Source organism: Nocardia sp. NPDC059195 (assembly GCF_042754695.1).
In the GTDB taxonomy this organism is placed as follows: domain Bacteria; phylum Actinomycetota; class Actinomycetes; order Mycobacteriales; family Mycobacteriaceae; genus Nocardia.
The window spans coordinates 94,684-119,890 of sequence record NZ_JBHZBG010000010.1; the positions used below are offsets into that span (position 1 = coordinate 94,684).

The following is a 25,207-nucleotide window of genomic DNA, read 5'->3' on the forward strand; positions in this document are numbered from 1 at the left end:
TCCTGGTGGGCAACCAGTCCACGCCCAGGCCTGTTGCATCGACGCGGGCGCGGCGAACTGTGGCAGCATCGCCCGTATGACCGAACCCGTCATCGCGACCCCGCTGCCCGACTGCCTCGATATCGAACAGGCCTTCGCGATGTCGTGGCCCGTGCGGCTGGGTGACACCGACGGTGACGACCGGTTGCGGCTCGACGCGGTGGCGCGGTATCTGCAGGACATCGGATTCGATCACCTCGACGCGGTCGAGGACGGCGATACCCATCAGGCGTGGATCGTGCGGCGCACGGTCATCGACGTGTACGAGCCGATCATGTTCGGCGATCGTGTTCAGCTACGCCGCTGGGCCGACGCGCTCTCGAATCGCTGGTGCGACATGCGAATTCAGCTGCGAGGGGAGAGGGGCGGGCACATCGAAGCCGCGGCGTTCCTGATCCATATCGACCCTGTCGCCGGCCGCCCCGCCCGCATGAGTGACGCGTTCATGGCGCCGATGCTGGCCAGCACCACCGAACACCGGCTGCGCTGGAAGGCGGCCCTCGCCGAACTCGACGACCCGCACGTGGAGTCGGTGCCGTTCCCGCTGCGCGTCACCGACGTCGACCGGCTCGGCCACGTCAACAACGCTGTGTACTGGGAGGCGGTCGAGGAAGCGCTCGCCGCGCACCCGGACCGTCACCGGCTGCCGTACCGAGCGATCGTCGAACATGTCGGCCCGGTGATGATGGGCGACAAGGTGGTGCTGCGGACGAGCTCGCAGTCCGACAGCCTGCGCGTCCAGGTCGACGTCGACGGCTCGGCGCGTGCCCTCGCCTCTGTGGAACCCCTACCCGGCGATGTGCCGGGACGCTGACCGTGGCAATTCGTCGAAATCCCCGTGGCGCTGCGGCTTTCGCCGGCGGGTGAGGCGTGCGGCCTCAGCGCTCGCGGGCGACGAGCCGTGCCGAGCTGCCGGTCAGATCCACCTGATCCCGCGGCGGCGCACCCTCCGGCGGGTCCTCTCGATGCATCAGCGTGCTCTGCCGCTGTTCGAACTGTTCCTGAACCAGTTCGCCGCCGTCGGCGAGCCACCGATTGCCTGCGGAAAATAGCCAGATGATTGCTATTATGGAATGCGTCGTGTCACATTTTGGTGAGCAGTGGTCGGCGTGGGAGGTCCACCGCCGAGATCGGCGACCGATCGGAGACCAGGATGCCGGACGGTTTTCACGTCAAACGAGCCTATGACGAACCCGCGAACACCGATGGATACCGAGTGCTCGTGGATGGGTTGTGGCCGCGCGGAGTCAGCAAGGAACGCGCGGACCTCGATGAGTGGGCAAAGGACGTCGCGCCGTCGCCTGACCTGCGGCAGTGGTTTCACCACGATCCTGGCGCGAGTTTCGCGGGTTTGACCCGTCGGTACAAGACCGAACTAGCAGGGGAGAGGCAACAGGAAGGGTTGCGGGAGTTGCGTTCTCGCGCTGCCCGGCAGCCGGTCACCCTGATTACCTCCGAGAAGGATCTCGAACACAGTCACGTCGCGATTTTGCTGGATGCGCTCTGTTCCCGCCGTATGGGAGGAAACTCGGCATAACGAAAAGAGGGGTCAAGGTACTCGCCAGTAGACACGCGCGCAAGTAGGGAAAGGCATGAGGTTGCGATTTCGTGACAACAGCCCTATCCTCGACTGCGTGCCGAATCCCGCCCGCTGTGCCGCGCTGCTAGTCGCTGACCGCGACCTCGCGGTCGCTGCTGCGCAGACCGCGCAGGAAGCTTCACGGCGAATTCTTCTCGTAGTAATCCGCCGTAGCGGGGTCTGATTCGGACCAGCCCCTACGCTGCGGGCTGTATTTCATCGTTCTGCTGGTCCCACCCTGCCAACGAAGACATCTTCGGGAAGACCTCACCTGCAATGACGCTGACACTGGACCATGCCCTGTTCGCCGCTGCCCCCAAGGGCCTGCGCGCCGAGCTCACCGACCTCGACCCCGCCGCCTTCCTCGACCGGTACACCCGCCCCGACGGATCCATCGCCCTGCGCGAATGGTCTTGTTCCGGAACGGATTTCACCGCCACCCTGGAATTCGCCGACCACCTGCGCACTGTCATCGCCACCGGTAGCCCGGTCGCGGCGATGACCTCCGCGCTCTACGACGAGGGCTACCCCCTCGAGATCCTGCACTTCCATCAGCGCCCGACCGCCGACGGCATCGCCACTTTCATGCAGTGCGAGTTCAACGGCAGGCGCGGCTGGGCGGTGGCGACAGCCGCCGACAGTGCGGAATCCACCGTGCGCGCCATGATCGCCGGCGTCAACCTGCTCGCGGGCTGACACCACACAGCACACACAAGGGCCCGTTCACCTCGAAAGGTGAACGGGCCCTTTGCGTTACGCAGCGCCGAACTACTCGGCGGGGGAGGACTCCTGCTGCTCGGCGATCTGCTTGCGCACCTCGTCCATGTCCAGGTCCTTGATCTGGGTCACCAGATCCTCGAGCGCGGCGGGCGGCAGCGCGCCGGGCTGGGCGAACACGAGCACGCCCTCGCGGAAGGCCATGATGGTCGGGATCGACTTGATGTTGGCGGCAGCGGCGAGCCCCTGCTCGGCCTCGGTATCGACCTTGCCGTGCACGACGTCGGTGTGCTTCTCCGACGAGGTCTCGTAGGTCGGCGCGAAACTGCGGCACGGACCGCACCAGGAAGCCCAGAAATCGACGAGGACCACGTCGTTTCCGGTGATGACTTCGTCGAAGTTCTGTTGGGTCAGCGTCTGGGTGGCCATGACGTCCTCTCCTTGTCGGTGTCCTCGGCTGTAACGCCGGGGCGTCCTACTATCTTCCCCCGATCACGATTCGCTCCTGCCGCGCCTCCCCGTCCCAGCGGCGAACCCCCACGATGAGCGACCGGAAATCGGTGTCGGCCGCGACCGCCCGCACCGCCTCGCCGAGCCGTTCGGGGGGCACACGCCGCGCCAGGGTCACATGCGGTGTCCACGCGCCGGGAGCCATGGTCGCCGGTCTGCCGGGACAGGGCGAGATCACCTCGCTGACCCGGCGATGCAGGGCGAGCAGGTCCGCGGTGACGACGACCGCCCTGACCAGGATCGGTCGGCGCGCACCGAAGACGAGCAGTCCGCCCAATCGGATCGGCAGCGGCTCGAACGCGAGCCGTTCCAGCGCGTGGTCGATGCGCGGCCAGATCTCGCGCGCCACCGCGACGGTGATGTGGGGCCGATAGGTCTCGGCGCGGCGATTGCCGAGGCCTGCTTCAGCAAGAACCGCCCATTGCCTGCGGATCTCCGTCTCGCCGCGATCGTCGAGGAGCAACTCCACCGACTGCACCATGATCTGCAGAAACTAGTCGCTGCGGCGTGTCCGCACCGCCCACTCGCTCGATAAGGCCCGGACACGCGCGAGGATGGGGGAGTGAACGGTGTGAAGGCGAACCTGCGACTCGGTGTGATCGACGGCGACGGAATCGGCCCCGAGGTGGTGGCCGCGACCCGAGCGGTCGTCGACGAAGCGATCGGCGCGGCCGGGCTCGCGCCGGTGGAGTGGGTGCCGCTGCTGATCGGGCACGAGGCGATCGCCGCCTACGGCAACCCGCTGCCGGAACAGACCCTGACCGCCCTCGAGGATCTCGACGCCTGGATCCTCGGTCCGCACGACAACGCCTCCTACCCGTCGGATATGCGAGTGGCACCGGGCGGCGTCATCCGCAAACGGCTCGAGCTCTACGCGAACATCCGCCCCGCCGCCGCGTTCACCGGGGTGCGCGCGATGGCGCCCGATATCGATCTGGTGATCGTCCGGGAGAACAGCGAGGGCTTCTACGCCGACCGCAATATGTTCGCCGGCTCGGGGGAGTTCCGCCCCACCGAGGACGTGGCGATGGCGGTCGCGGTGATCACGCGCAAGGCGTGCGAGCGGATCGCGCATCAGGCGCTGCGATTGGCGCAGGGCCGGCGCAAGCGGGTCACCGTGGTGCACAAGGCCAATGTGCTGCCGATGACGACCGGCCTGTTTCGTGACGTCTGTTACGAAGTGGCCGAGCAGTATCCGGACGTGCGGGTCGACGACGAACACGTCGACGCGATGGCGGCGCACGTGGTCCGCTCGCCCGCGGAGTTCGATGTGATCGTCACCGAGAACCTGTTCGGCGACATCCTCTCGGACCTGGCCGGTGAGCTCAGTGGTTCCCTGGGCATGGCCGCCTCGCTCAACTGCTCCGATACGCGCGCGATGGCACAGGCCGTGCACGGCGCGGCGCCGGGTCTGGCCGGACATAATCGGGCCAATCCCGCCGCGCTGCAATTGTCGGCGGCAATGTTGTTGCGCTGGTTGGCGGTTCGTGACGACAATAGGGTGCTCCATGATACGGCCGACCGCATTACCCACGCCGTGACGGCGACACTGGCAGCCGGAATCGCGACCGCGGATCTCGGCGGCCTGGCTTCCACCAGCGAATTCACCGAGCAGGTCAGTGCCCGCGTGCACCGGAGGTGAAGGGACCCCTTTCACATTGGCTGATTAATCTTCGGTTACTGTCGCACCACGCTGTGTCCGGTTCGCATACATTGCCAAACAGGCGCTGACACGTGGCCGGCGTCGACGTGAAATGTGGAGGCTCCTTTGTCTGTTCGAACTGTCCTCGGCCGTGGTGCCGTGCGGCTGCTGTGTACCGTCGCTGGCGGTGCCTTGTTGTTGACCGGCTGCGCCGAGAACACCGAGGGCGACGGCGCCTCGGTGAACAAGGTGTCGGCGGAGAAGGTCGACGCGCTCGCCGCGGCCGTCCCCGACAAGGTGAAGCAGGCAGGCAAGTTGGTAGTCGGTGTGAACGTGCCGTACCAGCCGAACGAGTACAAGGACGCGAGCGGCAAGATCGTCGGCTTCGATGTCGACCTCCTCGATGCGGTCGCCAGCACCCTCGGACTGAAGGTCGACTATGTCGAATCCTCGTTCGAGAAGATCATTCCCGCCATTCAGGCAGGCACCTACGACGTGGGTATGTCCTCGATCACCGATTCGCGTGAACGCGAACAGCAGGTCGATTTCACGACCTATTTCTCCGCCGGTATCCAGTGGGCCCAGCAAACCGGTAAAGCGGTCGATCCGAACAATGCGTGCGGCAAGAAGGTCGCCGTACAGTCCACTACGGTCGAGCACACCGACGAGATTCCCGCCAAGAGCGCCAAGTGTGTCGCCGAGGGTAAGCCCGCCATCGATATGAAGGCTTTCGACGAGCAGAGCGCCGCGACCAACGCATTGGTGCTCGGCCAGGTCGACGCGATGTCGGCGGACTCCCCGGTGACCGCGTACGCGATCAAGCAGAGCGAGGGCAAGATCGAGGCCGCGGGCCCGCTGTTCGATTCCGCGCCCTACGGCTGGGCGGTGCAGAAGTCCTCCCCGCTGGCGGTGGCCCTGCAGAAGGCGCTGCAGCACCTGATCGACAACGGCAAGTACGGCGAGATCACCACCAACTGGGGTGTACAGGAGGGTCAGATCAAGACCTCGGTGATCAACGGTGCAGTGAGCTGACGTGACCGACGAGAAAGACACGGTGGAGGTGCCCGGACCGGGCACCGAACCCGAACCGATCAAAGCGGTCCCGCTGCGCAGGCCGGGCCGCTGGATCGCGGCGGCAATCATCCTGATCCTGGTGGGATTGTTCGTCTACGGCGCTGCCACGAATCCCGCCTACCGGTGGGACACCTACGGCAAGTACCTGTTCGACAGCCGGATCACCGCCGGCGCGATCGTCACCCTGGAACTCACCGTGCTCGCGATGGCGATCGCGGTGGGCCTCGGCACCGTCCTCGCGGTGATGCGCCTGTCGCCGAACCCGGTGTTGCGCACGGCGGCCTGGGTGTATCTGTGGATCTTCCGCGGGACCCCGGTCTATGTGCAGTTGGTGTTCTGGGGCCTGGTTCCCTCGCTCTACAAGCAGATCGACCTCGGCGTGCCGTTCGGCCCGCAGTTCTTCCATCTCGACGTGCAGAGCCTGCAGGCCGCGTTCCTGTTCGCCGTGATCGGCCTCGGCCTCAACGAGGCCGCGTACATGGCCGAGATCGTGCGCGCCGGCATCAACTCCGTCGGCGAGGGTCAGCGCGAAGCGTCGGTGGCACTGGGCATGTCGTGGCCGCAGACGATGCGCCGCACGGTGTTGCCGCAGGCCATGCGGGTGATCATCCCGCCCACCGGCAACGAGCTGATCGGCATGCTCAAGACAACCTCGCTGGTCACCGCGATTCCGCTGAGTACCGACCTGTTCGGCCGCGCCCGCGACATCTACGGCGTGAACTTCCAGCCGATCCCGCTGCTGCTCGTCTGCGCCACCTGGTACCTGGCGATCACCAGCATCCTCATGGTCGGCCAGTACTACTTGGAACGCTATTACTCGCGCGGTGCCACCCGGCAGCTCACGGCCAAGCAGCTGCAGGAACTGGCCACGGCGCAGGCGGCGGTGAAGGCGAAATGACCGAACAAGTTGTGACAGTCCCGCCGATGGTGCTGGCTGACCGGGTGTGCAAGAGCTTCGGCGCGCTGCAGGTGCTCAAGGGCATCTCGCTCGAGGTCGAGCGCGGCAAGGTGCTGACCCTGGTCGGTCCGTCGGGCTCGGGCAAGTCGACGTTCCTGCGGTGCATCAATCACCTCGAGCAGGTGAACGCGGGCAGACTCTACGTCGACGGCGACCTCGTGGGCTACCGGGAGAAGAACGGCAAGCTCTACGAGATGCACGAGCGCGATGCCGCGATCCAGCGTCGCGATATCGGCATGGTGTTCCAGCATTTCAACCTGTTCCCGCACCGCACGGCGCTGGAGAACGTGATCGAGGCGCCGATCCAGGTGCGCGGGATCCGTAGGTCCGACGCGATCGCCAGGGCCGAGGAGCTCCTCGAGCGGGTCGGGCTCTCGGCCAAGCGCAACGCGTACCCCGCGCAGCTGTCGGGCGGTCAGCAGCAGCGCGTGGCCATCGCGCGAGCGCTGGCGATGGATCCCAAGCTGATGCTGTTCGACGAGCCGACCTCGGCGCTGGATCCCGAATTGGTCGGTGAGGTGCTCGCCGTCATGCGGGAGCTGGCCGATTCGGGCATGACCATGCTGGTGGTGACTCACGAGATGGGTTTCGCCCGCGAGGTGGCCGACGAACTGGTGTTCATGGATGCCGGTGTGGTCGTGGAATCGGGACCGCCACGTGAGCTGCTGGCCAATCCACAACACGAGCGGACCCAAGCCTTCCTGTCCCGCCTGCTGTGAGATAACGACACAACGGCCCCGCGGATTCTTGGGTTCTCGCGGGGCCGTTGTCCGTTCAGTGGGTGTCCTGGTTCTTCAGGCGTTCGAGGGAAACCTGGGCCTGGGCGATGCGGCGGATGGCGGCCAGGGCGGTGTCGCCGAGCACGGTGAGTACCACGACCGCGTCGATGATGTCGTCGCGTCCGCCCGCGGACAGGGCGGCCGCCACGTCGGTCTCCGCGACTGCGCGCGTGCTGTCGAAATAGGTGGGCAGGGTGGTGGTGGCCCAGTCCCGGTATCCGAGTTGCGCGAGTCGAACGATCACTCCGGTGAGGGTTTCGATGGCCTGTGGGCTGGGATTCATATCCCAGCCGCGGCGGTCCATCTCCGCGCGCACGGCCTCGTACGCACGGTCCCAGTCGGCGTCGTGGGCGGCGGGTACGGGCGTGGACAGACTGTCCTGTGCCACTCCGAGCACGTGGAACAGGGGCATCTCGGGGGAGTCGATCGCGGCGAGGACATCGGCGACGGTGGCGACCGGTATCCCGCCCACCTCGATCAACGCGCGGATCAGGCGCAGTCGGCGAAGGTGGTCCTCGCCGTAGCTGGCCTGGTTGGGGCTGCTGCGTTCGCCTGCGGGCAGTAGTCCCTCACGCAAGTAGTACTTGATGGTCGCCACCGCGATGCCGCTGCGTTCGCTCAACTCCGAGATCCGCACTGTTACCTCCGATTTCGTTCTACCCCCTTGCCTACGTCACCCGTAGCGGATAGTCTAACTATCCATAACGGATAGTATAGCTATCTATCTCTGGGAGATTCGAATGTCAGCCCTGACCGTCCCCTCGCTACCCCGCCCCAACGCCCCCCTGCATCGGCCACTGATATATTTCGCCGCCGCCAACGTCGCGCTCGTCGTGGTCGGCCTGATCGGGATGCTGGTCGATGACCGGGTGATCGCCGGGTCGGCCGCCTGGTTCAAGCCGACCAAGTTCGCGATCTCGTTCGTGTTCTACGGCGTGGCGCTGGCTTGGTTGATGTCGTTGCGGCCCAAGCCTTCTCGGCTCGCCTCGTGGATGGCCACGGTGATCGTGGTCGCCGGGGTGATCGAACAGGCGATCATCTTCGGGCAGGTGATCCGCGGGACTCGCAGCCACTACAACATGACCACCGCCCTGGACGGCACCCTCTGGGTGATCATGGGATCCACCATTATCATCTTGTTCCTGGCAACTCTGGTGATCGGGATCGGACTGATGCGCGTACGCCTCGGCGACGCCTCGATCACCTGGTCGATTCGTCTCGGCATCGCGATCACGTTGGTCGGGTTGGCGCTGGGAAATCTGATGCCGCAGCAGGAATCCGGCGTCGAGGCAATCGCGGGCGCACACACTGTCGGAGCTCCCGACGGTACCCCCGGCATGCCGCTGACCGGGTGGAGTACGACCGACGGCGACTTGCGCATTCCGCACTTCTTCGGCATGCACGCACTACAGGCGTTGCCGCTACTCGCCGCGCTGCTGGTGTTCCTGGCGCCACGGATCCCCGCACTGCGGCCGACGCGGGTGCGGCTGGGCCTGATCATCACCGCGTCGTCGGGTTACGCGGCGGTCCTCGCCCTGGTCACCTGGCAGGCGTTGCGTGGGCAGCCGTTGATCCACCCCGATCAGGCCACGCTCACCGCCGCGGCCGCGATCGTCACCGGAGTTGTTGTCGGAGTATTGATCTCGGTCGCGAGCGCGGCCGGTGCCCGAAAGGTGGTCACCGCATGAGCACGCTGTTCGACCTGTCGTTCCTCGTCACGGTGCCGTTCTGGGCCTTGATGATCTTCGCCCCGACCTGGCGCTGGACCCGCGCGATCATCTCCTCACCGTGGATTGTGCTGGTGCCCTTGGTGGTATGGGCGATCGTCGCGGTGCCGGTGCTCGGCGCGATGTGGTCGCTGGTGACCTCGCCCTCGCTGGACGCGATCACCGAAGCCACCGCCGACCCTGCCGTACTGACCGCGCTGTGGGCGCAGATCATCGCGTGGGATCTGTTCCTCGGGCGCTGGGTCTACCTCGACAGCCGCGAGCGCGATATCCATCCGCTGCTGATGGGGCCGCTACTGGTCGGCACGATCCTGTTGTCGCCCATCGTGTTTCCGATCTACCTAATGGTGTGCGAAGTCGCACGGCTCGGTACTTCGCCTGTGCCGCAAGCGAGTTCGGTCAGCACATAGTCGCCGTGAGCCGGACTCCGAGGAGTCCGGCTCACGTTGTTCGCCTAGGCGGGGTCGGCAAGGCCCTCCGGTTCACCGAGCGGTGCCAAGCAGGCGCTGTCAGTTGTCGTCGAAAGTGATGTGCGAGCGTGCGTGCAGGCCACCGCGTCGGGGCGGTGACGCCCGGCGCTACAACGGCATCAGGCGATGTTTGCGCGGGGCCTGCTCGACGTGTTTGTCGCCGAGCAGTCGCAGCGCTTTGCGGATTTCCAGCCGCGTGGTCGACGGCTCGATGACCGCGTCGATGTAACCGCGTTCGGCGGCGGTCCACGGTGTCGCGACCGCGGCGTTGTAGAAGTCGACCATCTGCTGTCGCACAGCAGGCCGCTCGGCCGCCGGAACGGCGGCGAGCTGCTTGCGCTGCGTCAGACCCACCGCGGCTTCGGCACCCATCACGGCGATGCGCGCGGTCGGCCAGGCGAGGTTGATATCGCCGCCGAGCTGCTTGCACCCCATCACCGCGTAACCGCCGCCGTAGGCCTTGCGAACCACCACGGTGACGATCGGGACGGTGGCCTCGACAACCGCGAAGAAGAATCGGCCGCCGCGTTTGATAACGCCGATCCGCTCCTCCTCGACGCCCGGCAGCACGCCCGGGGTATCGACGACGAACACCAGCGGAATGTCGAACGCGTCGCAGAGGCGGATGAAATGCGCGGCTTTGTCCGATCCGCGCGCATCGATCGCGCCGCTGGCCACCAGCGGCTGATTGGCGACCACCCCGACACTGCGTCCGTCGACCCGCGCGAATCCGGTGATCAGATTGCGGGCGGCGCCGTCGCCGATCTCGTGGAACTCCCCGTCATCGAAGATCCGGAGTAAGACCTCGTACATGTCGTAACCCATGCGATCGGAATCCGGTATGAGCGAGTCGAGTTCGCGATCGGAGTCGGTGATCTCCGGTTCCAGACCGGGATTGACCAGCGGTGCCCGCTCGTAGCAGTTCGACGGCATGAAGCTCAAATATGTTCGCGCCCACTCGAACGCGGCCTTCTCATCCACCGCTACGTGGTGGATATTGCCGTTGTTCGCCTGGTTGAACGCGCCGCCGAGCTCGTCGAGGGTCACTTCCTCGCCGGTGGTCTCACGGATGATCTCGGGACCGGTCACGAACATATACGCCGACTCGGTCGCGATCAGCACATCGGTGTTGATCGGCGAATACACCGCGCCCGCAGCGCATTTGCCCAGCATCACCGACACCTGCGGCACCACCCCGGACAGCCGCGTCTGGCGCCTGCTCATCTCCGCGTACCAGGCCAGCGAGGTGACCGCGTCCTGCACCCGCGCACCGCCGGAGTCGTTGATCGCCACGAACGGGCACGCGATATCGGCCGCCAGATCCATCGCCATCGCGACCTTGCGCCCGAACATCTCACCCACCGAGCCGCCGAACACGGTCTGGTCGTGGGCGATCACCACCACCGGCCGCCCGTCGATCCTGCCGTGCCCGGTGACCACACCGTCACCGTAGAGCCCGTCGGCCGCGCCCGGCTGCTTCACCAGCGCGCCGACTTCGGTGAAACTGCCCTGGTCGAGCAGTATTTCGATGCGTTCGCGTGGGCTGGGAATTCCTTTCGCCGCACGCTTGGCGATCCCCGCATTTCCCGCCGGTTCCCGCGCCGCCGTCAGATTGTCCCGCAGCTCTTGCAGTTTCGCAGCAGTATTCGACTCCACCACGCACGCCCTTCCTCGTCCTGGTCGAGCTCGCCTCCATCGGTTAGCCACAGCGTAACCCGATGTCCTGCGCGACATCAGCGGCACGGCGTCAGATACCTGACGAATCATCGGAGATCGGCGTCGGCGTCCGGGGTTCGGGCGCCGAACGCGATGCGCAATTGGCCGAGCAGCACCGTGGCGGCTGGGCCGAGTGGGCGGTCGGTGCGCCAGGCGAGGGCGAGTCTGCCGTGGATTCGTGGGGCGACGATGTCGAGGGTTCGGACGCCGAACTCGGCGGCTTCGGCGGGGGTGAGCGCGGGGACAATCGCGGTGCCGAGGCTGCGCGCCGCGAGCTCGAGCAGCAACGGGGGAGCGGCGGCTTCGAAAGCGACGTTCGGGGTGAAACCGGCTGCGGTGCAGGATCGTTCGAATATTCCGCGCAGACCCGTGCCCCTGGTGAGGCAGATCAGCCGGCGGTCGGCGAGAGTCGCCAGGGTGATGGAGTTCGCCGATTCGGCAGGGTCGACGGGTGCGTCGCGGGCGACGGCGGCGACGAGTGGGGTCTCCAGGATCACGTGCAGGCCGATACCGGAACCTGTTGGGGCGCCGGTCAATCCGGTCAGCGCGATATCGAGGTCGCCGTGCTCGACGGCGGTGAGCATCCTTTCCGCGGTGTCCTCGGTGAGGCTGATCCCGACCTGCGGATGATCGTGGTGGAAATCGGCCAGCACTCCTGCGACATCGAATACTTCCGACGCCGCCCCGGAGATCATGCCGAGCCGCACCTGCCCGCGCAGCAAGCCCGTGAACTCCCCGACCGTGTCGCCGATCCGGTCGGTGGCGGCCAGGGCGGCCCGCGCGTGCTCGAGCACGGCGGCGCCGACGTCGGTGAGCGTCACGGTGCGCGCGCCGCGGTCGAGCAGGCGCTGACCGAGTTCGCGTTCGAGTTGCCGGATCTGGGTGCTGAGGCCGGGCTGGGTCAAGTGCAGCCGTTCGGCGGCCTTGGTGAACCCGCCTTCGTCGACGATTGTCACGAAGTAGCGCAGCTGCCGCAGTTCCATAACTATCAATTATAGGTTACAGAAGAACTATCTCTTTTACTTATTTCCTCGCGCGACGCAGAGTCGAGGACATGACCGATATCGCAATGAAGTTCGCTGGTCCGGTGTTCACCCCGGACGACCCCGGATACGCCGAGGAGATCGCCGGTTTCCAAACCGCCTACGCCCACCGTCCGGCGTTCGTGGTCGGCGCCCTGCACGGTCAGGACGTGCGCGCCGCAGTGGAATTCGCCGCGCGGCACGGGCTCTCGGTGGCGGTGCAGGCGACCGGACACGGGTTGTCGGTCGCGGCCGACGGCGGGGTGCTCATCACGACCGGACGCATGGACAACATCGCCGTGGACCCGCAGGCCCGTACTGCCCACATCGGTGCGGGGGTGCGCGCGGGTGCGTTGGTGGAGGCGGCCGCTCGGTATGGGCTGGCGCCCTTGAACGGATCGTCGCCGTCGGTCGGTGTCGTCGGGTATGTGCTCGGCGGTGGGCTCGGATTGCTGGCGCGTGAATTCGGTTATGCCGCCGATCATGTGCGCCGCATCGAGCTCGTGACCGCCGACGGCAGAATGCGCTCGCTCGGCCCGCGAGACGAATTGTTCGGGGCGGTACTGGGTTCCGGTGGGAACTTCGGTGTGGTGACCGGGCTCGAACTCGATCTCGTCCCGGTCGACGAAATCTATGGTGGTCAGCTGGTTTTCGATGCACCACTGGTCGATCTGGTGCTGGAGACCTGGCGGGCGTGGACCGCGACTGTACCGAGCGCGCTGACCTCGACGATCGCGGTGATGACCTACCCGGACATCCCGCCCGTGCCGGAATCCCTGCGGGGCCGTCACGTCGCCTCGATCCGGGTGGCCTTCGACGGGTCGGACGAGGAGGGCGAGCGGTGGGTCGCGCCGCTGCGGCAGATCGGACCTCGGCTGCGCGAGGACCTGCGCACGATGCCCTACGCCGAATCGCACACCATCCACAGCGATCCGCCCTTCCCGCACGCCTACGCCGCGACCAACGCGCTGCTCTCGGAGCTGGCACCGCAGGGTCTGTCCGCGCTGCGCGCACTGACCGCGCCGGGCGGACAGGTCGACGCGGTGATCGACATCCGCCACCTCGGTGGCGCCCTCCGGCACGGCGGCCCGGCCTCGATCGATCATCGTGATGCCGAGTACATCGTGCGGGTGATCACCGGTCCCGGCGCGGGTGACTCGGCGCCCGAAGGGCTGGCATTGGTCCGGGAAGCGTTGGCGCCGTGGACGATCGGACACAGCCTCGCGTTCCTCTACGGTGCGGGCGGTGCGGCGGACGCGGCCCAGACCGCGGCCGGGTACTCCCCGGACACCTACCGCTGGCTGGCGGCGGCGAAAGCGGAGTACGACCCGCGAAACATGTTCCGGGCCAACCGCAACATCGCTCCCAGCGCCTAGCGGCTCTTGCTCGGCCTCCCGATATCTACTATCTTGGTGATATCACTCAGATATCGGGAGGATGTCATGGAGCTGCGATCCGCATTCCGCGTCAATGGATTCGTCGTCTTGCTGGGGTGCCTGGTGCTCACCCTGTTGTTCAGTGCCGCTGCCGTTTTCGCGTTCGTCGCGGCCGCGCAACACGGTGGCGGCGCGCCGGCCTGGATCGGTGCGGTGGCTGCCTCGATCGCCGCGTTTGTCATGATGCTGCTTGCCACCGGGCTGACCATCGTCAACCCCAACGAGGCCAAGGTCGTCACCTTCTTCGGCCGCTACATCGGCTCGGTCAGCGATCCCGGGTTCTTCTCGGTGGTTCCCATGGCCGACCGCAAGTCGATCTCGCTGCGGGTGCGCAACTTCGAGACCCAGAAGCTGAAGGTCAACGACGCCGACGGCAACCCGGTCGAGATCGCCGCGGTCGTGGTCTACAAGGTCGTCGACAGCTTCAAGGCGGCTTTCGCTGTGGACGACTACGAGGAATACGTCGAAACCCAGTCCGAAGCCGCCGTGCGCCACCTCGCCACCACCCACCCCTACGACGCCCACGACGACGCGCGCACCAGTCTGCGCGATGGAGCCGAAGTCGCCGAGGAACTGACGGCCGAGCTGCGCGAACGCACCCTCACCGCCGGCATCGAGGTCATCGAGGCCCGCATCACCCACCTCGCCTACGCTCCCGAGATCGCCCAGGCGATGCTCGTGCGTCAGCAGGCCGCCCAGGTCGTCGCCGCCCGCACCCAGATCGTCGAAGGCGCCGTCGGTATGGTCGCGCTCGCTCTCGACCGCCTCGCCGAACAAGGCACCGTCGAACTCGACGAGGAACGCAAGGCCAACATGGTCTCCAACCTGCTCGTCGTCCTCTGCGGCGATCGCGCCACCCAGCCGGTCGTCAACACCGGATCCCTCTACTCCTGAGCCGCGGCGATGACCCAGCCGAAGAAGGAACCCAAAAAGATCCTGCTGCGGCTCGACCCGGCCGTCCATGAGGCACTCGCCAAATGGGCGGCCGACGACCTGCGCAGCGTGAACTCTCAGATCGAGTACGCGCTGCGCATGGCCCTCGAGCAGGCCGGACGTAAACCCAAGCGGGACTGAGTCAGGGTCATGAACTCCACGGGAGGGGTGATGGTCCCGTGGAGAATCGCCTGGCTCGCGTCATCCGAGATCGGGCATGTTCTTGAGCTGTCTGCGCGAGGTGATACCGAGCTTGCGGAAGATGTTGCGCAGGTGGGCGTCGACCGTCCGGGGGCTGAGGAACAGGTGCGTGGCCACCTCCCTCGACGTCGCGCCCGCCGCGACCTGGCGAGCGATATGCATCTCCTGCATGGTCAGGCGGTCGTAGGTGTGCTCGGAACGGGCACGGGCCACTTCGCCGGTCGCGCGTAGCTCGTCCGCGGCCCGTCGCGCGAACGCCTCCATGCCGATCTTCGAGAGTTGTTCATGCGCGGTACGCAGGTGTTCGCGTGCGTCACGACGGCGGCCCGCGCGGCGCAGCCACTCCCCGTACCGCAGGTGTGCCCGCGCGAGGTGCGCCATCAGCGCGCTGTCCGCCAGGTACTCGAGTGCCGCCATGTGGTCCTCTTCGGCATCGTTGACCAGCGCTCGCGCACCTGCCGCCACGCCGAGGGCGAAGCTGGTTCCCGCGGGCTCGGTGCGCTCGATCAGCGACGCCAGCGCCGACCGCGCGACGGCGGTGTCGCCGCACCGGACCGCGGCCTCCACCAACTCGGGCAGCGCGAATCCGGCGAGGAAGAGGTCGCCGCCCGCCACCGCCCGCGTGGCCGCGTCCATCGCGGCCGGGTATTCGGCCAGGCCGTTGTACAGCACGGCCGTCGCCCAGTGAGCGTTCGCGGTCAGCTGACCGGTGCCACGGCTCATCACCTCGGCGAACACGTCCAGGACCTCCTCGCGGCGGCCACGCATCGCCGCCACGTGCACTCTCGGGTACAGCTGCGGCAGATCGCCGAGGGCGTCGGCGATCGCTTCCTCTTCGGCGATCGCGGCCATCGCCTGCCCGAAGTCGCCGGCGAACACCGCCGATACTGCCGTTTGCGACAGGCCGAGCCGGATGGTGATCGGCGACCCCGTGTCCCGCCCGGTCCGCACCAGCCACTCGGTCACCGTGGCGTGCAGGTCGATGTCCCACAGTTCGCCCGCGAGCACCGTGGCCAACGCGGGCGCCTGAGTCCAACCGGCATCGTCGCCGGTGAGAATCCGTCGAAGCGCAGGTACTCCGGCGCTGTGTCCCGCGGTGCTCAACAGCATGAGCGCGTCGAGCAGATCCGGCGCTCGCGTGGCCGTCGGCGCCGAGCGGGCCGCGTCGAGCACCCGGTCCATCACCCCCGCGGCCCGCCCGACGACGAGCCCCATCTCCAGTGCCGCGACGAAGCACGCACGCGACTGTTCCGGATCGACGTCGGCGAGCCGCTGACCTGCGCTCATGATGAGCTCTGGACCCCGGACGGCCCCGTCGTCACCTTGGACGAACGCGATCCGTCCGCGCAGTAGGTCGACCGACGCGTGCCGACGATCATCGAGCGTCTCGGTATCGATACTGGCGAGCAGATCGGCCGCCGCGCTCGCTCCGCCTGCTTCGAGTGTCGCCCGAGCGGCCGTCAGCGTCCGCTCGGTCTGCTTGCCTGCGTCGAGCGACAGCGCCGCCGCACGTTCGAGAAACGCGGCGGCCGCCGCTATGCCGCCCCGTGCCTGCGCACGCCACGCCGCCGACTCCAACTCCGCCGCGACCTGTTCGTCCGGCCCGCTGGTGGCCTGAGCACGGTGCCAGGCCCGCCGGTCCGGAGCGCCGTCCGGGTCGGTGGCATCGGCCAGCGCTCGATGCGCGGCATGACGCTGTTCCGGTTCGGCCGCCCGGTAGGCGGCCGAACGCGCGAGCGGGTGGCAGAAGCGCGCCCGCGTATCGACCTGCATCAGCGCGGATGCCGAGGTGGCGGCGCTCGCGGCGGGCACGTCGATGCCCAGCCGCCGCGCGGCCGCCCACAGCAGAGCGGGGTCGCCGGTGGGATCGGCGCTCGCGACCGTCAGCAGCAGCCGTGCGTTCGGGGGCAGTTCCGCCATCCTGGCCAGGAAGCTCCGCTCGATCCGGTTCGCGACCGGCGACGGCGTCGGCAGCGCGAAGCCACCGGCTTTCGGCAATTCGATCAGGGCCAGCGGGTTTCCGCGTGCCTCGGCGAGCAGGCGGTCGCGCACCCGCTCGTCGAGTGTCCCGGTCTGCTCCGCGGCCAGCAGCTCGCGCGCGTGGGCGTCGCCGAGGCCACCGATGGTCAGCGCAGGCAGCTCGTCGAGCCCGCGGGTGGCATCGTCGCGCGCGGCGAACACCATCACGATCGGCTCCGCCGCGATGCGCCTGGCCAGAAACGTCAACGCCCGCGCGGAGGCGCCGTCCATCCAGTGCGCGTCGTCGATGAGGCACAGCATCGGGCGATCCGCGGCGGCGGCCGCCAGCAGTTCGAGTGCGGCGAGGCCGACCCGGAACGGGTCCGGCGTTCCGTCGGCCATCCCGAAGGCGACCAGGAGGAAGTCACGGTAGGGAGCCGACAGTTCGTCGAGGTGCGCGAGCACCGGGACACACACCTGATGCAGTGCCGCGAACGGCATTTCACCCTCGAACTCGGCCCCGGAGGCTCGGATTATCCGGAACCCGGCCGGCGTCGCGTGTTCGACGTGGTCCAACAGCGCGCTCTTGCCGATGCCCGGTTCGCCGCGCAGGACGAGCACGCCGCCCGCACCCTGTTCGGCCGCGCGGACGAGGGCGAGGAGGCGATCGATCTCGGTGTGCCTGCCGACGAGCGAGCCGCGTGACGTCGTGCGCATGATGCGAACAATAGGGGTCCGCGACGACCGGTGTACCGGCGGAAGTAGGTAATTGTCGCCGACGCGAGCAGGGGCGTGCCCAGTGGATCGTGGTGGCATGACGACACAAGCTCGCAGCACATCAGCGCCGCCGACAGTGCTGACCCGTTCGGGGATACCCCGCCCAGTGGCGATGATCGGCCTCGCGACGGCCATGTTCCTGGTCATTCTCGATGCCGCGATGGTGAACCTCGCCGGGTCGACGATCCGGGACGGTCTCGCGCTGACGGCCGCGGAACTCACGATCGTCGTCGACAGCTATCTGGTGGCGTTCGCCGGTCTGCTCCTGCTCGGCGGGCGGCTCGCCGACGTGCTCGGCGCCAGAAAAGTGTTCCTGGGTGGAATAGCTGTCTACCTCGCTGCCTCGGCCTTCTGCGCGGCCGCCACCAGCGGCACGATGTTGATCGCCGGACGGATCGGGCAGGGTATCGGTGCCGCGATCGTGATGCCCGCGGCGCTCTCGCTCGTGCTCGCCCTCTATCCGTCTCCCGCGGAACGCACTCGGGCGATGGGCATCTGGGGCGCCGTCGCGGGGGCAGGCAGTCTCCTCGGTGTCTTTCTCGGTGGAACGTTGACCGAATTGCTCGGCTGGCAGTCGGTATTCGTGGCTCCGGTGCCGTTCGGCATCATCGGGGTGATCGTCGTGGTGCGCGCGGTGCCGTCGGTTCCCGGCAGGCCAGGCCAGTTCGATGTGCTCGGCGCCGTCACCATCACCACCGCGATCTCCGGCCTCGCGCTGGGCATGGTCGCCGCCGCTGACGCCGGATGGACCGCGCCCGCCACGGTCACCGGCCTCGCAGTCGGCCTCGCCTCGCTCGTGGCGTTCGTGATCGTCGAGCGCAGCGCGGCCCGTCCACTCGTCCCGCTCGGCGTATTCCGTCGCAAGGCTGTGGCCACGGCGAACCCGGTGATGCTGCTGATCGGCGGCACGCTGACGAGCCTGTTCTTCTTCCTGCCCCAATACCAGCAAGACATTCTCGGGATGAGCCCGCTCGCCGCCGGGATGGCGCAGATCCCGATCGCCGTCATGATCATCGTGGGCAGCATCGTGGCACCCCTGCTGGCTCAGCGACTCGGAGTGGCTCGCGCGCTGCCGGTCGGCCTCGCCGTGCTGCTCGTCGGCTTCTTATGGCTGGCGCTCGACCCGACGACCAGCGGCTTCTCCGTCAGCCTGCTCGGCGCGTTCCTCCTGATCGGCACCGGCCTCGGACTCGGTGCGGTCAACGCCACGGCGATGGCGGTGCGCGACAGCGCCGACGGTGAATCGGGTCTGCTCAGCGGACTCGTCAACGCCGCGCAGCAGCTGGGCGGCGCGGTCGGGCTCGCCGCGCTCGCCGGAATCGCGATCGGCACCGCGGGGACAGACGGCGACATCTCGTTCACCACCGCGTTCCTCGGCGAGGCCGCGCTCATCCTGATCGCCCTCGCACTGGCGCTCATTTCCACTGTCAGCAACCGGCAGGCCACGTCGGCCCTGGTCGCGCGCTGATCTCCTCCACCGAAGGGACATATGACGATGAAAACCCACACCGTCCTCGTGACCGGCGCGACCGGAACCGTCGGATCCGCACTGATCCCCGCACTGCGAGCCCGCGGCGTCACCGTCCGCGCAATGACCCGCAACCCCGACCACTGCGTCCCTGGCGTCGAGACCGCTGTCGCCGACCTGCAGGATCCAGCCTCGGTCGCCGCGGCGCTGCAAGGCATCGACGCGGTTTTCCTCAACAGTCCATCGGCACCCGACGCCGCCGCGCTCCAGATCCAGTTCGCCGACCTCGCCCGCGACGCGGGCGTGCACCGGCTCGTGCTGCTCTCCCAGTACGCGGCACGCATCGACTCGCCGGTGCGGTTCCTGCGCTGGCATGCCGAAGTCGAAGCACATGTCAGCGAGCTCGGCCTCGACTACACCGTGCTGCGCCCGAACCTCTACCTGCAGGCACTACTCGGCTTCGCCGGCACCATCTCGCAGGGCTGGTTCGCCGCACCCATCGGCGATGCGGCTGTCAGCCTCATCGACACCAGAGACATCGCGGATACCGCCGCCGCCGTGCTGACAACAACGGGACACACCGGCCACACCTACACCCTGACCGGACCCCGCGCCCTCACCCACGCCCAGATCGCCCACGCGATCGCCGACGCCACCGGGCGCGACATCACGTTCCACGACGCACCCGCCGACCAATTCGCCGCCGTGCTGACCGGGATTCTGCCGCCGTGGCAGCTCGACGGCCTCGTCGAGGACTACGCCCACTACGCGCGAGGCGAAGCCGCCGAAGTGCACACGTGTGTCACCGACCTCACCGGCCGCCCCGCACGCGACATCACCGACTTCGCCCGCGATTACGCAGCCGCCTTCACTCCGGCATGATCTACCACTGCATTCGATTCACCCTCCGGCCCGGAGTCTCGGAAGAGGAGAAGGTGATCGGTCTCGCGCAAATGCGCGAGCACATCAACGCCATCCCGTCGATCAAGGCACGCGTCGTCGGCCCCGACTTCGGCGGTGAATTCGAGTACGGCGCTGTGTCTTTGATCGAGGATCTCGAGGGTTACGAGGAGTACATGAACCACCCGGCGCACTTGGCGATGGACCGGGCCGGGCTGCCGCTCGTAAACAAGTTCGTGTCGTTCGACATCACCGACGATCCGGATCCGGAGGTCGGCGCGAAGATCGCCGAGATCCACCGACGCAGGTTCGACAACGTCCCCTATATCGCCGAATTGGTCTCCGGCCTAGCCGAATACACCGGCAGCGCAGCGCCCGGCGAACACGGCCCTGCGCTGCCGGGAGCCACAGCGGGTTGAGACCGCATCACAGGTCCGCTGGAGCGCGTGCCGCCAGCGGACCTGGGTCGGTCTGACCGGAATCCTGAGTAGGTGCCGAACCATCCGCCTGCGACGCCGAGCTAGGGGATGGTCGCGTTGCGGAACGCCAGATACGGGGCGCTGAAGCAGATCGCTGAGACCCGCGGTGCCCGTCGCGAGCCCACTGGTGGTTTGCCCGGTGTGCAGAATCGTGGCTGACGGGACGATCGGTCAGCCGACGCTCAGGACTCGGGAGAGGAGGCGTTGGCGGGTTCGGGTGCCGGATTTGGCGAGGATGGCTTTGACGTGGTCGTTGATCGTGTGTTCGGACAGGAATAGTTCTGTTGCCAGTTCGTGGGAATCCAGGCCGGTCGCCACGAGGGCCAGGACCTGGGATTCCCGGGCGGACAGGGCGTGGGCTCGGGCGAACAGGTCGAGGCGTTCGGCGGCGGTGCTCGGTTCGAGGGCCACGGCGATGTCGGTGCCGATGCGGTCGGCTTTCACGGTGAGCCAGCGGTTACCGCCCAGATGGACGCGGGCAGTGGCGGGGCCGAGGGGCGTGGCTGCCTCGATGGCGAGCAGGGCGGCGCCTACGTTGTAGACCGAGGCGGGGACGGGGGGAATCGGATCGTCCGGGGGGAGCAGGCGGAGCAGGGAATCCGCGGCGGCTGCTGTCTGGGAGCGCACGCGCAGGGTGTCGTCGAGGAGTACAACGGCGGGGCCGAGGGGTGCGAGCCGGGCGTCGGATTCGACGAAGGTGGCGCCGACGGTCCGGCGCAGGCCGACGGTGACCGTGGTTGTCAGCGTGCTCAGCGCAGCGAGTTCTGCTCTGGTGAACGGGGATTCGGTGTAGCGGAGCAGTTCGAGAAAGCCCCAGCAGCCGTAGCGGTCGGCGAAGGTGACGGTGGCGGAATCGGTGATGCCGAGATCGCGCTGCGCGGTGCGCCACAGCAGGGAACGGTCCGGGTCGCCGTCGGTGGCGCCGAGCAGGGAATGGGCGCCGGTGCCGCGCACGGTGTCCCAGCGATTGAGCGGGGTGAGATAGCGGGCGCGGATCAAGTCCGGCACGAGCCCTAGGTCGAGTCCGGGGAGATCGGCGAGCGGCGCCGTCGCGACGGCGGTCACAGGATCGGTGAGCGCGAAGACATGACCGGCGAACGGGATCGCCGCGCGGATCTCGACCAGGACGAGTTCCCGCAGTCGTTTGGCGGAGTGATCGGCGCGGCACAAACGGCCGATCCGGTCGGCCAAGATACTCGGCACCTATCCAGCCTACGGCGCGATCCCCCCAGGATCAGGGATGTTCCGGCGCATCGGACCGGCCGATGATCGAGGTATCCCATTCGGCACGACGACGGAGGTCATCATGGCCATCACCCTGCACATCGACAACACCGTTCGCGACTACGACGACTGGAAGGCCGCGTTCGACCAGTACGAGCGGTTCCGCGCCGGCCACGGCGTGCGCGCCTACCGTGTCGGCCGGGTCGACGGCACGCCACCGCGGGTGCTCATCGACCTCGATTTCGACGACCGCGCGGCCGCTGAGGCGTTTCGCACCGCGCTGGCGACCGTGCTCGCCACCCCGCGCAGCACCGCGATGGTGATCAGCCACAAAGCCTGGCTCGTCGACGTGGTAGACGAGCGCGTTTCTCCCTTGATCGACGCGCCGAGCGCCGCACGGGGACAACCGAAGTCGGCGGCGCCGGTAGTTTGATCGGGTGCCCATCTCGTTCGACATTCCTGGAATGCAACAGTTGGACGACACGACCTGGGGGAATCCGGCCACTCGTGACGTCGTCGCGCTGAACTATGTCTACGGCGCGCCTGACCTACCCGCTCGACTCGACGACTTGACGCGGTTACGCAGGCGGCTGGCCGAGCACCACGCGCGGACCGGCTGCCTGATCGAAGCGTTCGTGGTGTGGGTCGACCAGCTGCCCGCCCTGCTCCGGGTGGAGAAGACTCAGCTGCCGGGTCCGCGCGGTGAACTCGTTTTCGCGGCGTCGATCGTGGTGCCCAAGGACCGGTGCTCGGCGGTATTCCAGATCATGTGCCCCGAGACCGGTCCGCCCGGCGCGCGCGAAACCTCGATCGGCAGGCAGGTTCGGCGCAGCGAGATGTGTCCGCCCCACCCGTACGCGCCCGGCCTGCGTGGACGGTTGCCCTATCTATTGTCCGACGACGTCCGCTTCGATGCCGAGTTCCCCGACCACGCGCTGACCAGGGCGCGCCGCTGGGTCGCCGACACGGTGCCGAGCGTGCGGGTCGACGCGTCCTTCGCCGCGCTACCGGCGTTCTAGGGCTTCTCGGCGATGAAGATGGCGGTTCCGGGGAAGATCTGCCCGCGCAGCGGCGACCACTGACCCCATTCGCGGTCGAGCCACTCCGGCCACTCCGGTTCGACGATGTCGACCAGGTGCAAGCCGGCGCCGACGATCTCGCGGACGCGGTCCCCGATCGTGCGATGGTGCTCGACATAGGTCGGCACACCGTCACCGTCGACCTCTACATAAGGGGTGCGGTCGAAATAGGGGATCGTGGCGGTCAGGCCTCCCTGGCCCGGATCGTCGGGGAAGATCCAGCGCATCGGATGGTTCACCGAGAACACCCAGCGCCCGCCCGGCCGCAACACCCGCGCTACCTCGCGCATCACCAGCGCCGAATCGGCGACGAAGGGCACCCCGCCGAACGCCGAACACGCCAGGTCGAACGACGCGTCGGCGAAGGGCAGCGCCTCGGCCCCCGCCTGCACGAGGGGCACCCGCGGTCCGCCCTGATCCATCGCGGCCACGCCACGCTCCAACATCCCCATCGATATATCGAGCCCGACCGGGAACGCGCCGTGACCGGCCAGCCACCGCGAGCACGGCGCCGAACCGCAGCCGATCTCCAGGATGGTCTTGCCGGTCACGTCCCCGAGGAAGCCCATGTCACCCTCGTGCAGGCCCTCCGGGCACCACACGAACTCGCCGCCGGGGGAGTCGACGCCGAGGAAGTCGGCGTGGGTCTGGTGGTACTGCTCGGCGTCGGCGTCCCACCAGCGGCGATTCGCGCGTTCGCTGTCGCGCGAGTCGATCTTGGTTCGGGTGGTCGCTGAGGTACCCAGCAGCGCGTTGGCCTGCGCATGGCGTTCGTCGTCGGACACGCCGAACAGGGTATCGGCGTGGTGCGGGGGGTGGTTTGCCCGGCTCGGCGCCGGTCGCGTAGGCTGACACACGCTGTAGAGGGACGCTGAAGTTGATCAGCGGCAAGTGCGACAGTCCATGCGATACTTTACCGGTATCCCTTCGTCGCGTCGTCGCGGTGATCTCGCAGCGTACCGAAAGATCCAATGTCCGCAACCGACCACAATCCGTCCGGAGCAAACCCACATATGCCCACCACCGTCACCTCGCCGCAGGTAGCCATTAACGACATTGGCTCCGCCGAGGATTTCCTGGCCGCCATCGACGCAACGATCAAGTACTTCAACGATGGTGACATCGTCGAAGGCACCATCGTCAAGGTCGATCGTGACGAGGTCCTGCTCGACATCGGTTACAAGACCGAAGGTGTCATCCCCTCCCGCGAACTCTCCATCAAGCACGATGTCGACCCGAACGAGGTCGTTTCCGTGGGCGACGCGGTCGAGGCCCTGGTCCTCACGAAGGAGGACAAGGAAGGCCGCCTGATCCTGTCGAAGAAGCGGGCGCAGTACGAGCGCGCGTGGGGCACGATCGAGGAGCTCAAGGAGAAGGACGAGGCCGTCAAGGGCACCGTCATCGAGGTCGTCAAGGGCGGCCTGATCCTCGACATCGGCCTCCGTGGCTTCCTGCCTGCCTCGCTCGTCGAGATGCGTCGTGTCCGCGACCTCCAGCCGTACGTCGGCAAGGAGATCGAGGCCAAGATCATCGAGCTCGACAAGAACCGCAACAACGTGGTTCTGTCGCGTCGCGCCTGGCTCGAGCAGACCCAGTCCGAGGTCCGCAGCGAGTTCCTGCACCAGCTCCAGAAGGGCCAGGTCCGCAAGGGCGTCGTGTCCTCCATCGTCAACTTCGGTGCCTTCGTGGACCTGGGTGGCGTCGACGGCCTGGTGCACGTGTCCGAGCTGTCCTGGAAGCACATCGACCACCCGTCCGAGGTTGTCGAGGTCGGCAACGAGGTCACCGTCGAGGTTCTCGACGTCGACCTGGACCGCGAGCGTGTCTCCCTGTCGCTCAAGGCGACTCAGGAAGACCCGTGGCGTCAGTTCGCCCGGACCCACGCCATCGGCCAGATCGTGCCCGGCAAGGTCACCAAGCTGGTTCCCTTCGGTGCCTTCGTGCGCGTCGAAGAGGGCATCGAGGGCCTGGTCCACATCTCGGAGCTGGCCGAGCGCCACGTCGAGGTCCCGGACCAGGTTGTGGCCGTCGGCGACGACGCCATGGTCAAGGTCATCGACATCGACCTCGAGCGTCGTCGTATCTCGCTGTCGCTGAAGCAGGCGAACGAGGACTACAACGCCGAGTTCGACCCGTCGAAGTACGGCATGGCCGACAGCTACGACGATGCGGGCAACTACATCTTCCCCGAGGGCTTCGATCCCGAGACCAACGAATGGCTCGACGGGTTCGACAAGCAGCGTGAAGAGTGGGAAGGCCGCTACGCCGAGGCCGAGCGTCGCCACAAGATGCACACTGCTCAGATGGAGAAGATGGCAGCCGACGCTGCCGCCGAGGCCGCCGCTGGCGGTCCCGTCGCGGGCAACTACTCCTCCGAGACCGGTGGCAGCGCGGCTGCGTCCACCTCCGGCCCGGCCGAGTCCACGGGCGGCTCGCTGGCCAGCGATGCCCAGCTCGCGGCTCTGCGGGAGAAGCTCAGCGGCAACGCCTGATTCAGTCGGCTAACGCCTGAATCAAC

General features: G+C 67.4%; 27 protein-coding genes. 18 read left to right on the forward strand and 9 right to left on the reverse strand.

The features are described 5' to 3' along the window. The first annotated feature begins 76 nt into the window (after positions 1 to 76). The gene (locus ACFXKN_RS15340; protein WP_379433189.1) at positions 77 to 853 is read left to right on the forward strand and encodes an acyl-[acyl-carrier-protein] thioesterase; all 777 of its coding nucleotides are present in this window, start codon (positions 77 to 79) and stop codon (positions 851 to 853) included. 64 nt (positions 854 to 917) lie between these two features. On the opposite strand, the gene ACFXKN_RS15345 is transcribed toward ACFXKN_RS15340, so the two are convergent. Continuing rightward, positions 918 to 1,181, reverse strand: coding sequence for a DUF6191 domain-containing protein (locus ACFXKN_RS15345; RefSeq protein WP_379433266.1), 264 nt, complete (start codon positions 1,179 to 1,181; stop codon positions 918 to 920). A gap of 11 nt (positions 1,182 to 1,192) precedes the next feature. Between ACFXKN_RS15345 and ACFXKN_RS15350 the strand changes: the two genes are divergently transcribed. Both ACFXKN_RS15350 and ACFXKN_RS15355 read left to right on the forward strand, forming a co-directional pair. Further along, complete coding sequence (locus tag ACFXKN_RS15350; RefSeq protein ID WP_378956940.1) at positions 1,193 to 1,576, forward strand: DUF488 domain-containing protein; 384 nt, start codon at positions 1,193 to 1,195, stop codon at positions 1,574 to 1,576. A gap of 318 nt (positions 1,577 to 1,894) precedes the next feature. Further along, positions 1,895 to 2,314: a 2-keto-3-deoxygluconate kinase gene (locus ACFXKN_RS15355; RefSeq protein ID WP_379433190.1), complete on the forward strand. Its 420-nt coding sequence runs from the start codon at positions 1,895 to 1,897 to the stop codon at positions 2,312 to 2,314. Between the two features lie 72 nt (positions 2,315 to 2,386). Here the strand turns inward: ACFXKN_RS15355 and trxA are convergent, their stop codons facing one another. Both trxA and ACFXKN_RS15365 read right to left on the reverse strand, forming a co-directional pair. Next, positions 2,387 to 2,764 carry a thioredoxin gene (trxA, locus tag ACFXKN_RS15360; protein ID WP_379433191.1) on the reverse strand — a complete coding sequence of 126 codons (378 nt, stop codon included), beginning with the start codon at positions 2,762 to 2,764 and terminating at the stop codon, positions 2,387 to 2,389. Between the two features lie 49 nt (positions 2,765 to 2,813). Continuing rightward, positions 2,814 to 3,314 carry a 2'-5' RNA ligase family protein gene (locus ACFXKN_RS15365; protein ID WP_379433192.1) on the reverse strand — a complete coding sequence of 167 codons (501 nt, stop codon included), beginning with the start codon at positions 3,312 to 3,314 and terminating at the stop codon, positions 2,814 to 2,816. A 93-nt stretch (positions 3,315 to 3,407) separates the two neighbouring features. Here ACFXKN_RS15365 and ACFXKN_RS15370 point away from each other — a divergent pair, with 93 nt between their 5' ends. The 4 genes from ACFXKN_RS15370 to ACFXKN_RS15385 all read left to right on the forward strand — a co-directional run bounded on the left by ACFXKN_RS15370 (position 3,408) and on the right by ACFXKN_RS15385 (position 7,238). Beyond that, positions 3,408 to 4,487, forward strand: coding sequence for an isocitrate/isopropylmalate dehydrogenase family protein (locus ACFXKN_RS15370; RefSeq protein WP_379433193.1), 1,080 nt, complete (start codon positions 3,408 to 3,410; stop codon positions 4,485 to 4,487). 126 nt (positions 4,488 to 4,613) lie between these two features. Further along, positions 4,614 to 5,519: an ABC transporter substrate-binding protein gene (locus ACFXKN_RS15375; protein WP_378956892.1), complete on the forward strand. Its 906-nt coding sequence runs from the start codon at positions 4,614 to 4,616 to the stop codon at positions 5,517 to 5,519. A gap of 1 nt (position 5,520) precedes the next feature. Then, positions 5,521 to 6,459 carry an ABC transporter permease subunit gene (locus ACFXKN_RS15380; protein WP_379433194.1) on the forward strand — a complete coding sequence of 313 codons (939 nt, stop codon included), beginning with the start codon at positions 5,521 to 5,523 and terminating at the stop codon, positions 6,457 to 6,459. A gap of 26 nt (positions 6,460 to 6,485) precedes the next feature. Beyond that, on the forward strand, positions 6,486 to 7,238 hold the full coding sequence (locus ACFXKN_RS15385; protein WP_378957520.1) for an amino acid ABC transporter ATP-binding protein: 753 nt from the start codon (positions 6,486 to 6,488) through the stop codon (positions 7,236 to 7,238). A 55-nt stretch (positions 7,239 to 7,293) separates the two neighbouring features. On the opposite strand, the gene ACFXKN_RS15390 is transcribed toward ACFXKN_RS15385, so the two are convergent. Next, positions 7,294 to 7,935 carry a MerR family transcriptional regulator gene (locus ACFXKN_RS15390; protein WP_379433195.1) on the reverse strand — a complete coding sequence of 214 codons (642 nt, stop codon included), beginning with the start codon at positions 7,933 to 7,935 and terminating at the stop codon, positions 7,294 to 7,296. A gap of 103 nt (positions 7,936 to 8,038) precedes the next feature. On the opposite strand from ACFXKN_RS15390, the gene ACFXKN_RS15395 reads away from it, so the two are divergent. Beyond that, complete coding sequence (locus ACFXKN_RS15395) at positions 8,039 to 8,986, forward strand: hypothetical protein (RefSeq protein WP_379433196.1); 948 nt, start codon at positions 8,039 to 8,041, stop codon at positions 8,984 to 8,986. Further along, positions 8,983 to 9,435, forward strand: a complete 453-nt coding sequence (locus tag ACFXKN_RS15400; protein WP_379433197.1) for an ABA4-like family protein — start codon at positions 8,983 to 8,985, stop codon at positions 9,433 to 9,435. The genes ACFXKN_RS15395 and ACFXKN_RS15400 overlap by 4 nt, the downstream gene beginning before the upstream one ends. A 168-nt stretch (positions 9,436 to 9,603) precedes the next feature. On the opposite strand, the gene ACFXKN_RS15405 is transcribed toward ACFXKN_RS15400, so the two are convergent. Both ACFXKN_RS15405 and ACFXKN_RS15410 read right to left on the reverse strand, forming a co-directional pair. Next, positions 9,604 to 11,151: an acyl-CoA carboxylase subunit beta gene (locus ACFXKN_RS15405; RefSeq protein ID WP_379433267.1), complete on the reverse strand. Its 1,548-nt coding sequence runs from the start codon at positions 11,149 to 11,151 to the stop codon at positions 9,604 to 9,606. A gap of 107 nt (positions 11,152 to 11,258) precedes the next feature. Then, on the reverse strand, positions 11,259 to 12,194 hold the full coding sequence (locus ACFXKN_RS15410; RefSeq protein WP_379433198.1) for a LysR family transcriptional regulator: 936 nt from the start codon (positions 12,192 to 12,194) through the stop codon (positions 11,259 to 11,261). Positions 12,195 to 12,265: 71 nt separating this feature from the next. On the opposite strand from ACFXKN_RS15410, the gene ACFXKN_RS15415 reads away from it, so the two are divergent. The 3 genes from ACFXKN_RS15415 to ACFXKN_RS15425 all read left to right on the forward strand — a co-directional run bounded on the left by ACFXKN_RS15415 (position 12,266) and on the right by ACFXKN_RS15425 (position 14,743). After that, the gene (locus tag ACFXKN_RS15415; protein ID WP_379433199.1) at positions 12,266 to 13,609 is read left to right on the forward strand and encodes an FAD-binding oxidoreductase; all 1,344 of its coding nucleotides are present in this window, start codon (positions 12,266 to 12,268) and stop codon (positions 13,607 to 13,609) included. 66 nt (positions 13,610 to 13,675) lie between these two features. Further along, positions 13,676 to 14,563, forward strand: coding sequence for an SPFH domain-containing protein (locus ACFXKN_RS15420; RefSeq protein ID WP_379433200.1), 888 nt, complete (start codon positions 13,676 to 13,678; stop codon positions 14,561 to 14,563). A gap of 9 nt (positions 14,564 to 14,572) precedes the next feature. After that, on the forward strand, positions 14,573 to 14,743 hold the full coding sequence (locus ACFXKN_RS15425) for a toxin-antitoxin system HicB family antitoxin (RefSeq protein WP_378956797.1): 171 nt from the start codon (positions 14,573 to 14,575) through the stop codon (positions 14,741 to 14,743). A gap of 60 nt (positions 14,744 to 14,803) precedes the next feature. Here ACFXKN_RS15425 and ACFXKN_RS15430 read toward each other — a convergent pair whose 3' ends face one another. Next, positions 14,804 to 17,479, reverse strand: a complete 2,676-nt coding sequence (locus ACFXKN_RS15430; RefSeq protein ID WP_379433201.1) for an AAA family ATPase — start codon at positions 17,477 to 17,479, stop codon at positions 14,804 to 14,806. 97 nt (positions 17,480 to 17,576) lie between these two features. Between ACFXKN_RS15430 and ACFXKN_RS15435 the strand changes: the two genes are divergently transcribed. Genes ACFXKN_RS15435 through ACFXKN_RS15445 form a run of 3 tightly spaced genes read left to right on the forward strand, consistent with a single transcriptional unit; the run spans position 17,577 to position 20,326 of the window. Then, entirely contained in the window at positions 17,577 to 19,007 is a 1,431-nt protein-coding gene (locus ACFXKN_RS15435) for an MFS transporter (protein WP_379433202.1), read from the forward strand. A gap of 27 nt (positions 19,008 to 19,034) precedes the next feature. Next, a complete protein-coding gene (locus ACFXKN_RS15440; RefSeq protein ID WP_379433203.1) occupies positions 19,035 to 19,889 on the forward strand; it encodes an NAD(P)H-binding protein in 855 nt (284 codons plus the stop codon). Next, a complete protein-coding gene (locus ACFXKN_RS15445; RefSeq protein ID WP_379433204.1) occupies positions 19,886 to 20,326 on the forward strand; it encodes a Dabb family protein in 441 nt (146 codons plus the stop codon). The genes ACFXKN_RS15440 and ACFXKN_RS15445 overlap by 4 nt, the downstream gene beginning before the upstream one ends. A gap of 231 nt (positions 20,327 to 20,557) precedes the next feature. On the opposite strand, the gene ACFXKN_RS15450 is transcribed toward ACFXKN_RS15445, so the two are convergent. Next, the gene (locus tag ACFXKN_RS15450; RefSeq protein WP_379433205.1) at positions 20,558 to 21,589 is read right to left on the reverse strand and encodes a LuxR C-terminal-related transcriptional regulator; all 1,032 of its coding nucleotides are present in this window, start codon (positions 21,587 to 21,589) and stop codon (positions 20,558 to 20,560) included. Between the two features lie 103 nt (positions 21,590 to 21,692). Between ACFXKN_RS15450 and ACFXKN_RS15455 the strand changes: the two genes are divergently transcribed. Beyond that, a complete protein-coding gene (locus ACFXKN_RS15455; protein ID WP_379433206.1) occupies positions 21,693 to 22,043 on the forward strand; it encodes a hypothetical protein in 351 nt (116 codons plus the stop codon). A gap of 31 nt (positions 22,044 to 22,074) precedes the next feature. Continuing rightward, the gene (locus ACFXKN_RS15460) at positions 22,075 to 22,629 is read left to right on the forward strand and encodes a hypothetical protein (RefSeq protein WP_379433207.1); all 555 of its coding nucleotides are present in this window, start codon (positions 22,075 to 22,077) and stop codon (positions 22,627 to 22,629) included. Here ACFXKN_RS15460 and ACFXKN_RS15465 read toward each other — a convergent pair. Beyond that, a complete protein-coding gene (locus ACFXKN_RS15465) occupies positions 22,626 to 23,474 on the reverse strand; it encodes a class I SAM-dependent methyltransferase (RefSeq protein ID WP_379433208.1) in 849 nt (282 codons plus the stop codon). The two genes, ACFXKN_RS15460 and ACFXKN_RS15465, sit on opposite strands and share 4 nt — an antisense overlap. Before the next feature lie 228 nt (positions 23,475 to 23,702). Here ACFXKN_RS15465 and rpsA point away from each other — a divergent pair, with 228 nt between their 5' ends. After that, the gene (gene rpsA / locus ACFXKN_RS15470; protein ID WP_056824523.1) at positions 23,703 to 25,181 is read left to right on the forward strand and encodes a 30S ribosomal protein S1; all 1,479 of its coding nucleotides are present in this window, start codon (positions 23,703 to 23,705) and stop codon (positions 25,179 to 25,181) included. Positions 25,182 to 25,207: the final 26 nt, after the last annotated feature.

What these genes read in the sequence shown, in the direction of transcription:
- ACFXKN_RS15420 (WP_379433200.1), top strand. Translation starts at nt 13,676, where the DNA reads ATGGAGCTGCGATCCGCATTCCGCGTCAATGGATTCGTCGTCTTGCTG.
- ACFXKN_RS15415 (WP_379433199.1), top strand. Translation starts at nt 12,266, where the DNA reads ATGACCGATATCGCAATGAAGTTCGCTGGTCCGGTGTTCACCCCGGAC.
- ACFXKN_RS15395 (WP_379433196.1), top strand. Translation starts at nt 8,039, where the DNA reads ATGTCAGCCCTGACCGTCCCCTCGCTACCCCGCCCCAACGCCCCCCTG.
- ACFXKN_RS15425 (WP_378956797.1), top strand. Translation starts at nt 14,573, where the DNA reads ATGACCCAGCCGAAGAAGGAACCCAAAAAGATCCTGCTGCGGCTCGAC.
- ACFXKN_RS15355 (WP_379433190.1), top strand. Translation starts at nt 1,895, where the DNA reads ATGACGCTGACACTGGACCATGCCCTGTTCGCCGCTGCCCCCAAGGGC.
- ACFXKN_RS15340 (WP_379433189.1), top strand. Translation starts at nt 77, where the DNA reads ATGACCGAACCCGTCATCGCGACCCCGCTGCCCGACTGCCTCGATATC.
- ACFXKN_RS15435 (WP_379433202.1), top strand. Translation starts at nt 17,577, where the DNA reads ATGACGACACAAGCTCGCAGCACATCAGCGCCGCCGACAGTGCTGACC.
- ACFXKN_RS15460 (WP_379433207.1), top strand. Translation starts at nt 22,075, where the DNA reads ATGCAACAGTTGGACGACACGACCTGGGGGAATCCGGCCACTCGTGAC.
- ACFXKN_RS15350 (WP_378956940.1), top strand. Translation starts at nt 1,193, where the DNA reads ATGCCGGACGGTTTTCACGTCAAACGAGCCTATGACGAACCCGCGAAC.
- ACFXKN_RS15440 (WP_379433203.1), top strand. Translation starts at nt 19,035, where the DNA reads ATGAAAACCCACACCGTCCTCGTGACCGGCGCGACCGGAACCGTCGGA.
- ACFXKN_RS15410 (WP_379433198.1), bottom strand. Translation starts at nt 12,194, where the DNA reads ATGGAACTGCGGCAGCTGCGCTACTTCGTGACAATCGTCGACGAAGGC.
- ACFXKN_RS15400 (WP_379433197.1), top strand. Translation starts at nt 8,983, where the DNA reads ATGAGCACGCTGTTCGACCTGTCGTTCCTCGTCACGGTGCCGTTCTGG.
- ACFXKN_RS15430 (WP_379433201.1), bottom strand. Translation starts at nt 17,479, where the DNA reads ATGCGCACGACGTCACGCGGCTCGCTCGTCGGCAGGCACACCGAGATC.
- trxA (WP_379433191.1), bottom strand. Translation starts at nt 2,764, where the DNA reads ATGGCCACCCAGACGCTGACCCAACAGAACTTCGACGAAGTCATCACC.
- ACFXKN_RS15445 (WP_379433204.1), top strand. Translation starts at nt 19,886, where the DNA reads ATGATCTACCACTGCATTCGATTCACCCTCCGGCCCGGAGTCTCGGAA.
- ACFXKN_RS15385 (WP_378957520.1), top strand. Translation starts at nt 6,486, where the DNA reads ATGGTGCTGGCTGACCGGGTGTGCAAGAGCTTCGGCGCGCTGCAGGTG.
- rpsA (WP_056824523.1), top strand. Translation starts at nt 23,703, where the DNA reads ATGCCCACCACCGTCACCTCGCCGCAGGTAGCCATTAACGACATTGGC.
- ACFXKN_RS15455 (WP_379433206.1), top strand. Translation starts at nt 21,693, where the DNA reads ATGGCCATCACCCTGCACATCGACAACACCGTTCGCGACTACGACGAC.